The organism is Faecalibacterium sp. IP-3-29 (genome assembly GCF_023347335.1).
GTDB lineage: Bacteria > Bacillota > Clostridia > Oscillospirales > Ruminococcaceae > Faecalibacterium > Faecalibacterium duncaniae.
In genome coordinates, this window is record NZ_CP094471.1 from 1,945,445 (window position 1) to 1,957,986 (window position 12,542).

A 12,542-nucleotide genomic window follows, 5' to 3' on the forward strand; every position below is an offset into this window, starting at 1 on the left:
AGGCAATCAAGCCTTGGTGCGGCCAGCAATGATCTGGTCGGCAATGTTCTTGGGAACCGGCTCGTAGTGAGAAGGCTCCATGACATACTGGCCACGGCCCTGGGTCTTGGAACGCAGGTCGGTGGCATAGCCGAACATCTGAGCCAGAGGAACGAAAGCGTTGACACGCTGAGTGCCTGCCATTGCCTCCATGCCCTGGATCTGGCCACGGCGAGAGTTCAAGTCGCCGATGACATCGCCCAGATACTCATCAGGAACGATAACAGCAACCTTCATGATGGGCTCGGTGATGATGGGGTCAGCCTTGCGCATAGCATCCTTGAATGCCATAGAACCAGCAATGGAGAAGGCCATTTCAGAGGAGTCGACCTCATGATAAGAACCATCCCACAGGGTGACCTTGACATCAACGACAGGATAGCCAGCCAGAACGCCGGACTTCATAGCACCCTGGATACCATTGTCGATAGCCGGGATGTATTCCTTCGGGATAGCACCGCCAACGATGGCGTTGACGAACTCGTAACCCTTGCCGGGCTCGTTGGGCTCGATCTTGATCTTAACATGACCGTACTGGCCCTTACCACCAGACTGACGTGCGTACTTGGTCTCCTGATTGGCCTCCTTGCGGATGGTCTCACGGTAAGCGACCTGAGGTGCGCCGACATTGGCCTCGACCTTGAACTCACGCAACAGGCGGTCGACGATGATCTCCAGATGGAGCTCGCCCATACCTGCGATGATGGTCTGACCAGTCTCTTCATCAGTGTAGGTCTTGAAGGTAGGATCCTCTTCGGCCAGCTTTGCCAGCGCGATGCCCATCTTCTCGTTGCCGGCCTTGGTCTTGGGCTCGATGGCAACGCGGATAACGGGCTCGGGGAACTTCATGGACTCCAGAATGATGGGATGATTCTCATCACACAGAGTATCACCAGTGGTGGTGTTCTTCAGACCGACAACAGCAGCGATATCACCTGCATAGCAGCAGTCGATATCCTTGCGGTGGTTGGAGTGCATCTGCAGGATGCGGCCCATACGCTCTCTAGCGTCCTTCACGGAGTTGTAGACAGTAGTACCAGCCTCGACCTTACCGGAGTAGACACGGAAGTAAGCCAGCTTACCAACGAACGGATCGGTTGCAATCTTGAAGGCCAGAGCTGCGAAGGGAGCGTCGTCGGAAGACGGACGGGTCTCCTGCTCTTCGGTCTCAGGATTCACACCCTTGATGTCCTCAACGTCGGTAGGAGCGGGCATATAATCCACGATAGCGTCCAGCAGCTTCTGGACACCACGGTTCTTGTAGGAAGAACCACAGACCACGGGCACCAGAGTGTTGGCAATGGTCTCCTTGCGGATGGCAGCCTTCAGCTCCTCGCGGGTGATCTCCTCACCCTCGAGATACTTCTCCATCAGGACTTCGTCGTTCTCGGCAACAGCCTCGATCAGGATGTTGCGGTACTCCTCGGCCTGCTCGACCATATCCTCAGGGATGGGCTCAGTGCGCATATCGTTGCCCATGTCGTCATAGTAGACCTCAGCGTTCATATCGACCAGGTCAACGATACCACGGAAGGTATCCTCCTGGCCGATGGGCAGCTGGATCGCCACGCCGTTAGCGTGCAGACGATCATGCAGCATCTTGATGCAGCGGAAGAAGTCGGCACCCATGGTATCCATCTTGTTGACGTAAACCATGCGAGGGACTTTGTACTCATCAGCCTGACGCCAAACGGTCTCAGACTGAGGCTCGACACCGCCCTTAGCAGCCAGAACGGTCACAGAACCGTCCAGGACGCGCAGGGAACGCTGGACCTCAACAGTAAAGTCCACGTGGCCCGGGGTGTCGATGATGTTGATGCGGTGACGGTTCTTCTTGAATGCAACCGGATCCTTCTGGGTCTCAGAGTGGCTCCAGTAGCAGGTGGTAGCAGCGGAAGTGATGGTAATACCACGCTCCTGCTCCTGAACCATCCAGTCCATGGTGGCACCGCCATCATGGACTTCGCCGATCTTGTGGTTGATGCCGGTGTAGTACAGAATACGCTCGGTGGTAGTCGTCTTACCAGCATCAATGTGGGCCATAATGCCGATATTTCTCGTCATCTGAAGAGAAACTTCTCTGGGTGTAGCCATGAAATTAACCTCCTACAGAACAGATCAATAACGGAAATGAGCGAAAGCCTTGTTGGCCTCGGCCATCTTGTGGGTATCCTCGCGCTTCTTCACGGCGTTACCAGTGTTGTTGGCAGCATCCATGATCTCGGCGGCCAGACGCTGGGCCATGGTCTTCTCACCACGGCTGCGGCTGTAAGCGGTCAGCCAGCGCAGACCCAGGGTCTCGCGGCGGGCAGGGCTGACTTCCAGAGGAACCTGGTAGTTAGCGCCACCAACACGGCGGGTCTTGCACTCGAGGCTGGGCATGATGTTCTCCATCGCCTTCTCGAAAGTTTCCAGAGGATCGTTGCCGGTCTTTTCCTGAATCATGGAGAAAGCCTCGTAAACGATCTTCTGAGCGACGCCCTTCTTGCCATCCAGCATCACGCTGTTGACCAGACGGGTGACCATCTTGGAATTGTAAATAGGATCAGCTAAGACATCGCGCTTAGCAATGTTACCTCTTCTAGGCATCTTTCTTCCCTCCTTCACAGAATGATATCATCGGTACTCGAAAGTAATAAAACTCCCGTTGTGTCACAAAGAGCTGACCTTACATAAACCGTTACCCTCCGCGCAATGCGGACTTGTTATTTATATAATGGAAAGCCGTTTATGGCGGTTGTCCTCAATTACTTCTTTGCAGCACCGGCCTTAGGACGCTTTGCGCCGTACTTGGAGCGGGCCTGGTTACGGCCTGCCACACCCTGAGTATCCAGGGTACCACGGATGATGTGGTAACGCACACCGGGCAGGTCCTTAACACGGCCGCCACGGATCAGCACGACGGAGTGCTCCTGCAGGTTATGGCCGATACCGGGAATGTAAGAGGTGACCTCGATACCATTCGTGAGGCGGACACGAGCAACCTTACGCAGAGCAGAGTTAGGCTTCTTGGGGGTCATGGTACGAACTGCAGTGCAGACACCACGCTTCTGGGGGCTGCTCAGATCAGAGTACTGCTTCTTCTGAGAGTTATAAGTCTTCTGCAGGGCGGGAGCGGTGCTCTTGGTAACCAGGACCTCACGGCCTTTGCGTACAAGCTGGTTAAAAGTAGGCATTTTGTTTCTCCTTTCTTAATAGTGAACATCGGATATTTTCCGACTTTTTAGCCGCACTTCCCCTATGGGGACGCGCAACAGTTATATAATACTCGTTTTGATTAGGAATGTCAACAGTTTTTCCAATATTTTTTTGTTTTATTCGCCGAAGGACTCAACCGCCGATTTTTCCTTTACTCCCTCAGTCTGCTGCGCAGACAGCCCCCTCTCAGAGGGGGCCTTTCCCCTGCTTCGGGCCAAGCAGGCCTCCCTCCCAGAGGGAGGTGGCATTGCGAAGCAATGACGAAGGGAGTTTCAAATCAAAAAAGCCGCCCTCCCCTGCGTTCAGGGAAAGGCGGCTCATGGATTGATTCAGTTCCGGGCAGACAGAGTTTTACTGCTGGTTTGCTGCAGCCAGCTCAGCGGCAACAGCCTCGTCGCGCTCCTGCTCACGGCGCTTCAGATCCTCACGCACCTCCGGCAGACCGGTACCGGCGGGGATCAGCTTACCGATGATGACGTTCTCCTTCAGGCCGGCCAGCGGGTCAACCTTGCCCTTGATGGCGGCTTCGGTCAGGACACGGGTGGTCTCCTGGAAGGATGCGGCAGACAGGAAGGACTCGTTTGCCAGGGCAGCCTTGGTGATGCCCAGCAGCACCTGCTGATACTCGACCAGCTTGATGCCCTCTTCACCGTCATCAATGCGCTTCTGCAGCTCGGCGTTGATGTTCTCAACTTCCAGACGGTTTGCCAGTGCACCGCCGATCAGGTCGGAGGAGCCGGAGTCGGTCACGCGGACCTTGCGGCACATCTGGCGGACGATGACCTCGATATGCTTATCATTGATCTCAACGCCCTGCAGACGGTAGACCTTCTGGACCTCGCTGATCAGGTAGTTCTGCACATCGCTCAGACCCTTGATGGCCAGGATATCCTGGGGATACAGGACACCTTCGCGGGTGATGATGTCGCCCTTCTCCACACGATCGCCGGGCATGACACGTGCATGCTGGGTGAAGGGGATGGAGTAGCTCTTCACCACCTCGGCACCGTTCTCGTCCTTACCGGTGACCTTGATGACGACATTCTTCTTGGTGTCATCCTGAGAGACAACACCGGAGATCTCGCTCATAATGGCCATGCTCTTGGGACGGCGGCTCTCGAACAGCTCTTCAACACGGGGAAGACCCTGGGTAATATCCTCAGCAGATGCAATACCGCCGGTATGGAAGGTACGCATGGTCAGCTGGGTACCGGGCTCGCCGATGGACTCTGCTGCGATGACACCGATGGACTCGCCCAGCTGGACGGGCTCACCGTTTGCCATATCGCTGCCGTAGCAGTGTGCGCAGACACCCACCTTGGCGCGGCAGGTCAGCAGGCTGCGGATCTTCAGCTTGGTGATGCCTGCAGCCTCGATGTCGTTGGCATCGTACAGGTCGATCATCTTGCCCTCGGGCACGATGATCTCGCCGGTGACGGGGTTGATCACATCGCCCACAGCGTAACGACCGATGATACGCTCACGGAAGCTCTCGATCTTCTCCTTGCCCTCGTGGATCTCAGAGACCCACAGGCCGTCGGTGGTGCCACAGTCGATCTCACGGACGATAACCTCCTGAGAGACATCGACCATGCGGCGGGTCAGGTAGCCGGAGTCAGCGGTACGCAGAGCGGTATCGGCCAGACCCTTACGAGCGCCACGGGCAGAAACGAAATATTCCAGAATGTTCAGACCTTCGCGGTAGTTTGCACGAATGGGCATCTCGATGGTCTTACCTGCGGTGTTGGCCAGCAGGCCGCGCATGCCGGCCAGCTGCTTGATCTGGTTCATAGAACCACGCGCACCGGAATCAGCCATCATAAAGATCTCGTTGTCCTTGGGCAGGTTGGCTGCCAGCGCCTTGGAGACCTTATCGGTGGTTGCCTGCCAGATGTTGATGGTCTGGGTGTAACGCTCGTTCTCAGAGATCAGGCCGCGGTTGAACAGCTTGTTGACCTGAGAGACCTGCTTATCCGCGTCAGCGATCAGCTCGTCCTTCTGCGGAGGAATGACAGCGTCACACACAGCAACAGAGATTGCAGACAGGGTGGAGTACTTATAGCCCTGAGCCTTGATGGAGTCCAGCATCTTTGCGCAGGCACGGGTGCCATTGCGGGTCATGCAGCGGGAAATGATGTCGGGCAGGGTCTTTTTGGTCACGCGGAAGCTGACCTCATACTCCAGCCAGTGCTCCGGGTCGGTGCGGTCGATATAGCCCAGGTTCTGAGGAACGGGGTTATTGAAGATGATCCGGCCAACGGTGGCATCCACCAGACCGGTGCGCTCCACACCGTCAATGACCATGGTGCGGCGGACCTTGATGGGAGCGTGCAGGGTCACAACGTGCTCTGCATAGGCCATCAGGGCCTCGTTCTCATCACGGAAGATCTTTCCTGCACCCTCTTCGTTCTCACGAACGGTGGTCAGGTAGTAGCTGCCCAGGATCATATCCTGAGTAGGAACGGTAACAGGTGCGCCGTCAGAGGGCTTCAGCAGGTTGCCGGAAGCCAGCATCAGCATCTTGGCCTCACGGCAGGCATCCTCGCCCAGGGGCAGGTGAACTGCCATCTGGTCGCCGTCGAAGTCGGCGTTGAATGCGGTACATGCCAGGGGGTGCAGCTTGATGGCACGGCCCTCGACCAGCACGGGGTTGAAGGCCTGAATGCCCAGACGGTGCAGGGTAGGTGCACGGTTCAGCAGGACCGGGTGGCCCTTGATCACGGTCTCCAGGCTGTCCCAGACCTCGGGCTTTGCACGCTCGACCATCTTACGAGCAGACTTGATGTTGTTGGCAACACCCTTCTCGACCAGATCCTTCATCACGAAGGGCTTGAACAGCTCCAGAGCCATCTCCTTGGGCAGACCGCACTGATCCATCTTCAGCTCAGGGCCGACGACGATAACAGAACGGCCGGAGTAGTCAACACGCTTGCCCAGCAGGTTCTGGCGGAAGCGGCCCTGCTTGCCCTTCAGCAGATCGGACAGGCTCTTCAGGGCACGGTTGTTGGGGCCGGTGACCGGGCGGCCGCGGCGGCCGTTGTCGATCAGGCTGTCAACTGCTTCCTGCAGCATCCGCTTCTCGTTGCGCACGATGATGTCGGGAGCACCCAGCTCCAGCAGGCGGCGCAGACGGTTGTTGCGGTTGATCACGCGGCGGTACAGGTCGTTCAGGTCGGAGGTGGCAAAACGGCCGCCGTCCAGCTGGACCATGGGGCGCAGATCAGGGGGCAGCACGGGCAGCACGTCCATGACCATCCACTCGGGGCGGTTGCCGGAAATGCGGAATGCCTCCACGACCTCCAGACGCTTCAGGATGCGGACCTTCTTCTGGCCGGAGGACTTTTCCACCTCAGCGGTCAGCTCAGCGCTCAGCTGATCCAGATCGATCTCCTTCAGCAGCTCCTGGATGGCCTCAGCACCCATGGATGCCTCAAACTCATCGCCGTAGCGCTCACGCATCTCACGGTATTCCTTCTCGGTCAGCAGCTGCTTCTTTTCCAGCGGGGTCAGACCGGGATTGGTAACGATATAGCTTGCAAAGTACAGAACCTTCTCCAGCAGGCGGGGGCTGATGTCCAGCATCAGGCCAATGCGGCTGGGGATGCCCTTGAAGTACCAGATGTGGCTGACGGGCGCGGCCAGCTCAATGTGGCCCATGCGCTCACGGCGAACCTTTGCCTTGGTGACCTCGACACCGCAGCGATCGCAAATCTTGCCCTTGTAGCGGATGCGCTTGTACTTGCCGCAGTGGCACTCCCAGTCCTTGGTAGGTCCAAAAATGCGCTCGCAGTACAGGCCGTCGCGCTCCGGCTTCAGGGTGCGGTAGTTGATGGTCTCAGGCTTCTTGACCTCGCCGTAGCTCCAGTTGCGGATCTGCTCCGGAGAAGCCAGGCCGATTTTAATGGAATCGAAAACGTTGTTTTCCATGAAACGAACCCTTTCTTAATCTCTAGTTAAAAATCCACTTCGTCGGAAGCGGGAGCCGCACTGCCGGAGTTGTCATCTTCCAGCACAGAAGGATCATCGAAGCCTGCGTCAGCATCCTTGATGGTGTAATCGTTCAGCAGCTCATTCTCGTTGGTAACAGTCTCGGAACCTGCAACATCACGCATATCAAAGCCGGTCTCTTCGTCGTCGAAGTTCTGGCGCATATCGATCTCGTTGCCGTCCTTGTCCTGGACCACAACGTCCATACCCAGAGACTGCAGCTCCTTCAGCATAACGCGGAAGGACTCGGGGATGCCGGGCTGCGGGATGGGTTCGCCCTTGACAATGGCCTCGTAGGTCTTGACACGGCCCTCAACGTCATCGGACTTGACGGTCAGGATCTCCTGCAGGGTGTAAGCGGCACCGTAAGCTTCCAGAGCCCAGACTTCCATCTCGCCGAAGCGCTGACCGCCGAACTGAGCCTTGCCGCCCAGAGGCTGCTGGGTGACCAGAGAGTAGGGGCCGGTGGAACGGGCATGGATCTTATCATCGACCAGGTGATGCAGCTTGAGGTAGTACATATAGCCAACGGTAACGCGGTTATCGAACTTCTCGCCGGTACGGCCATCGTAAACGGTGGTCTTGCCATCACGATCCAGCTCGATCTTGGAGAAGTCGATGATGTGGCCCTTCTCACCCATGATCTTGGGCAGCTTGGTGGGATATGCGGGAGCATTCTCACCGTGCCACAGCTCACGGGCGGTGTCGAAGGTATCGCCGATGTCGTTCTCGCGAGCGGAATCGAACACGGGGGTCATAACCTTGATGCCGCATGCCTTGGCAGCGTAGCCCAGGTTGACTTCCAGCACCTGACCGATGTTCATACGGGAAGGAACGCCCAGGGGGTTCAGCACAATGTCCAGCGGGGTGCCGTCGGGCAGGTACGGCATATCCTCCTGCGGCAGGATGCGGGAAACGACACCCTTGTTGCCGTGACGGCCTGCCATCTTATCGCCGACGCTGATCTTACGCTTCTGAGCGATGTAGCAGCGGACGACCTCGCGGACACCGGGCTGCAGCTCATCGCTGTTTTCAGGAGTAAAGACCTTGACATCCACGATGATGCCGTACTCGCCGTGGGGCACGCGCAGAGAGGTATCACGGACTTCGCGGGCCTTCTCGCCGAAGATAGCGCGGAGCAGGCGCTCCTCAGCGGTCAGCTCGGTCTCACCCTTCGGGGTGACCTTGCCGACCAGGATGTCACCGCTCTTGACCTCGGCACCGATGCGGATGATGCCGCGCTCGTCCAGATCCTTCAGGGCATCCTCGGAGACGTTGGGGATATCGCGGGTGATCTCCTCAGGTCCGAGCTTGGTGTCACGGGACTCGGTCTCGTACTCTTCAATATGGATCGAGGTGTACACATCCTCGCGGACGATCTTCTCGTTCAGCAGGACAGCGTCCTCGTAGTTGTAACCTTCCCAGGTCATAAAGCCGATGAGGGCGTTCTTACCCAGAGAGATCTCACCGTTGCGCATTGCGGGGCCGTCGGCCAGCACCTGACCGGCCTTGACGCTCTCGCCCACTTCAACGATGGGACGCTGGTTGATGCAGGTGCCTGCGTTGGAGCGGGCAAACTTGACCAGCGGGTAGTTGTCCACGCCGCCCTGTGCATTGCGGACGGTGACGTGGTCGGCATCCATCTTCTCAACGATACCGTCGTTCTTTGCCAGAACAGCGGTGCCGGAGTCGGTGGCAGCCTTGTATTCCATACCGGTAGCCACGATGGGCTGCTGGGTGACCATCAGAGGCACTGCCTGACGCTGCATGTTGGAGCCCATCAGAGCACGGTTACAGTCATCGTTCTCCAGGAAGGGGATGCAGGCGGTCGCAACAGAGACCATCATTCGGGGCGAAACGTCCATATAATCGACCTTATCGGCATCGATTTCCAGGATGTCATCGCGGCGGCGGGCAGAAACGCGGGGACGGATGAAGTGCTTGGTCTCATCCAAAGGCTCGTTGGCCTGAGCAACAACGTACTCGTCCTCAACGTCAGCGGTCATATACTCCACTTCATCGGTAACGACCTGATCGATCAGCTTACCGTTTTCGTCGTAAGTCTTTTTGACCTTGCGGTAGGGAGCCTCAACGAAGCCGTACTCGTTGATCTTGGCGTAGGATGCCAGATAGGAGATCAGACCGATGTTGGGGCCTTCAGGGGTCTCAATGGGGCACATACGGCCATAATGGCTGTAGTGAACGTCACGGACCTCGAAACCTGCGCGGTCACGGCTCAGACCGCCGGGGCCCAGAGCAGACAGACGGCGCTTGTGGGTCAGCTCGGCCAGAGGATTGTTCTGGTCCATAAACTGAGACAGCGGAGAGGAGCCGAAGAACTCCTTGATGGCGGCGACCACAGGACGGATATTGATCAGTGCCTGCGGGGTGATAACGCTCTGATCCTGGCTCTGCAGGGTCATGCGCTCACGGATGACGCGCTCCATGCGGGAGAAGCCGATGCGGAACTGGTTCTGCAGCAGCTCACCAACGCTGCGGATGCGGCGGTTGCCCAGATGGTCGATATCATCGGTGGTGCCAACGCCGTGGCCCAGACCGTTCAGGTAGTTGATGGAGGACAGGATGTCCTTCACGGTGACGGTGCGGCCGATCAGCTGGTCATGGTTGCGGCGGAGCATTTCCTTCTGCTCCTCCACATCAGAGGTGGTGTCGAGGATCTTCTTGATCTCATCAAAGGAGCAGCGCTCGTTGATGCCGCACTCCTTGACATCAAAGGAGAAGAAGCCCTGTGCGTCCACACAGCCGTTGGTGATGACCTTAACCTTCTTGCCCTCGATGCTCAGAATAACGGTATCCACACCGGCGGCATCTGCCTTCTCGGCCAGCTCGCGGGTGATCTTGCCATTGGCCTCAACGATGATCTCGCCGGTCAGGGGAGCAACGATGTTCTCAGCGGCAACAAAGCCGGTGATGCGGCGGGCCAGAGACAGCTTCTTGTTCATCTTGTAGCGGCCGAAACGAGACAGGTCGTAGCGGCGCGGATCGAAGAACAGCATATTGATCTGGTTGGTAGCGGACTCCACCGTGGGGGGCTCGCCGGGGCGCAGCTTGCGGTAGACCTCCAGCAGGCCCTCGTCCTGGTTCTTGGTGGTGTCCTTCTCCAGAGTGGCCAGGATGCGCTCATCCTCGCCAAAGAAGTTCAGGATCTCCTCATCAGAGGAAAGGCCCAGCGCACGGCACAGCACGGTGACGGGCAGCTTGCGGTTCTTATCGATACGGACATAGAACACGTTGGAGGCATCGGTCTCGTACTCCAGCCATGCACCGCGGTTGGGGTTCATGGTTGCGCTGTACAGGTCGTTGCCCACCTTATCTTTGGCATCTCCGTAGAATACGCCGGGAGAACGGACCAGCTGGCTGACGATGGCACGCTCAGCACCGTTGATCACAAAGGTGCCCGCATCGGTCATCAGCGGGAAGTCGCCCATGAAAATTTCCTGGTCCTTGACCTCGCCGGTCTCCTTGTTCAGCAGACGGGCAGTCACGCGCAGGGGGGCAGCGTAGGTCACGTCGCGCTCCTTGCACTCCTTGATGCTGTACTTGGGCTCCTTATCCAGACGGAAGTCCACGAAGCTCAGCGCCAGGTTACCGGTGTAGTCCTCAATGGTGCCGATGTCGTGGAAGACCTCTTTCAGGCCCTCGTCCAGGAACCACTGATAAGAGTTCTTCTGGACCTCGATCAGGTTCGGCATACTGATGACTTCGTCGATGTGGGAGAAGCTCATGCGCTCGGTTTTGCCGAGCTTTACGGGCTTGACTTTCATCATAAAATCAACCACTCCTTACTTTTATACTCTACGGATATTGCGTTATACGGGTCAGATTTGAGCACACACACATAAATCGACCCGTATCCTCCAAGGAAGTTCGTCGCTTTTCACAAACTTTTCGGTCAACACCGTCCAGCCGCTTTCAGCGCAGCTCCCTTTTTGGCGCACTAGGCCATTATGTGATACTAATGCAGTATACACCTCAAAAGTCTTGCTGTCAAGCCATTTTTCGCATTTTGGCCCAATATTTTTGTCAAGCCCGCGATTTCATGGTACGCACGGGTGCGTGTAAGCTTTGCGCATTTTGGCTCTTGATTTTTGAGTTTTGCACGTTCTCGCCAAAAACACCCTTGTGCATTTTGTACACCTTGGCTCTTGATGCGTGCTCTCCCCTGCCCATGCAAAAAGCACCGCAGCTGCCTGCGGTGCCCTTATGTGCTCATTCTTCCAGATAATCCCGCAGTCGCTTTGCGCGGCTGGGATGGCGCAGCTTGCGCAGAGCCTTGGCCTCGATCTGCCGGATGCGTTCCCGGGTCACGTTGAACTCCTTTCCCAGCTCTTCCAGGGTGCGGGCCTGCCCGTCCTCCAGCCCGAAGCGCAGAGTCAGCACCCGTTCCTCCCGGGGTGTCAGGCTCTTGAGGACGTTTGCCAGCTCCCGCCGCAGCAGTTCCCGCCCGGCCTCGTCCACCGGAACGCCTGCTTCCTCATCCTGAATAAAATCCTCCAGGTGGGCATCCTCTTCCTCACCCACCGGTGTTTCCAGGCTGATGGGGTCCTGCGCCAGCTGCAGCAGCTCCCGCACCCGGTCAGGCTCCATGTCCAGCCGGACGGCGATCTCTTCGGCTGTGGGTTCCCTGCCGTTTTTGCGCAAAAGCTCCCCTGCCGTCTTTTTCACCCGGTTGATGCTCTCCACCAGATGCACCGGGATGCGGATGACCCGCCCCTGATCGGCAATGGCCCGGGTGATGGACTGCCGGATCCACCATGTCGCGTAGGTCGAGAACCGGAACCCCCGGTCAGGTTCAAACTTCTCCGCCGCCTTCATCAGGCCGAGGTTCCCCTCCTGAATGAGGTCAAGGAAGGGCAGCCCCCGCCCGGCATAGCGCTTGGCCACCGAGACCACCAGCCGCAGGTTGGCTTCGCTCAGCTTCCGCCGGGCATCCGCATCCCCGGCCTGCGCGGCCCGGGCAAGCTCCAGCTCCTGTTCCATTGTCAGCAGCGGCACCCGGCCGATCTCCTTCAGATATGCCTTCACCGGGTCATCCAGTGCTACGCCCTCGGCTGAGAGCTCGTGCTCCAGTTCCCCGATCTGTGTTTCATCCAGCATGGGCATGTTCGCTTCTTCTTCGGTTACACGGATGCCCCGGGCTTCCAGCGCCGCATACAGCGCATCCAGCCCGGATACATCGTATTCCTGCTCATCCATGGCCCGGCTGATCTGCTCGGGTGTCAGGGTATGGCGGCGGGCCCGGCCTGCCAGGATCTTTACCAGTTCTTCCGTCTGCGACAATTTCCGCATGATCCTTT

6 protein-coding genes are annotated in these 12,542 nt (G+C 57.8%); all 6 read right to left on the bottom strand.

The window, feature by feature from the left end; all coding sequences use genetic code 11:
- Window positions 1-6: 6 nt before the first annotated feature.
- The gene (gene fusA / locus MTP40_RS09325) at window positions 7-2,133 is read right to left on the bottom strand and encodes an elongation factor G (RefSeq protein WP_097773654.1); all 2,127 of its coding nucleotides are present in this window, start codon (window positions 2,131-2,133) and stop codon (window positions 7-9) included.
- Between the two features lie 24 nt (window positions 2,134-2,157).
- Window positions 2,158-2,628 (bottom strand): 30S ribosomal protein S7, encoded by a 471-nt coding sequence (gene rpsG, locus MTP40_RS09330; RefSeq protein ID WP_005930552.1) that lies wholly within the window; start codon window positions 2,626-2,628, stop codon window positions 2,158-2,160.
- A 158-nt stretch (window positions 2,629-2,786) separates the two neighbouring features.
- Entirely contained in the window at window positions 2,787-3,215 is a 429-nt protein-coding gene (gene rpsL / locus MTP40_RS09335) for a 30S ribosomal protein S12 (RefSeq protein ID WP_005930554.1), read from the bottom strand.
- 373 nt (window positions 3,216-3,588) lie between these two features.
- Window positions 3,589-7,164 carry a DNA-directed RNA polymerase subunit beta' gene (gene rpoC / locus MTP40_RS09340; protein ID WP_249259232.1) on the bottom strand — a complete coding sequence of 1,192 codons (3,576 nt, stop codon included), beginning with the start codon at window positions 7,162-7,164 and terminating at the stop codon, window positions 3,589-3,591.
- A 26-nt stretch (window positions 7,165-7,190) separates the two neighbouring features.
- The gene (rpoB, locus tag MTP40_RS09345) at window positions 7,191-11,012 is read right to left on the bottom strand and encodes a DNA-directed RNA polymerase subunit beta (protein ID WP_207684849.1); all 3,822 of its coding nucleotides are present in this window, start codon (window positions 11,010-11,012) and stop codon (window positions 7,191-7,193) included.
- A 442-nt stretch (window positions 11,013-11,454) separates the two neighbouring features.
- A complete protein-coding gene (rpoD, locus tag MTP40_RS09350) occupies window positions 11,455-12,534 on the bottom strand; it encodes an RNA polymerase sigma factor RpoD (RefSeq protein WP_330220914.1) in 1,080 nt (359 codons plus the stop codon).
- Window positions 12,535-12,542: the final 8 nt, after the last annotated feature.

What these genes read in the sequence shown, in the direction of transcription:
- fusA (WP_097773654.1), bottom strand. Translation starts at nt 2,133, where the DNA reads ATGGCTACACCCAGAGAAGTTTCTCTTCAGATGACGAGAAATATCGGC.
- rpsG (WP_005930552.1), bottom strand. Translation starts at nt 2,628, where the DNA reads ATGCCTAGAAGAGGTAACATTGCTAAGCGCGATGTCTTAGCTGATCCT.
- rpsL (WP_005930554.1), bottom strand. Translation starts at nt 3,215, where the DNA reads ATGCCTACTTTTAACCAGCTTGTACGCAAAGGCCGTGAGGTCCTGGTT.
- rpoC (WP_249259232.1), bottom strand. Translation starts at nt 7,164, where the DNA reads ATGGAAAACAACGTTTTCGATTCCATTAAAATCGGCCTGGCTTCTCCG.
- rpoB (WP_207684849.1), bottom strand. Translation starts at nt 11,012, where the DNA reads ATGATGAAAGTCAAGCCCGTAAAGCTCGGCAAAACCGAGCGCATGAGC.
- rpoD (WP_330220914.1), bottom strand. Translation starts at nt 12,534, where the DNA reads ATGCGGAAATTGTCGCAGACGGAAGAACTGGTAAAGATCCTGGCAGGC.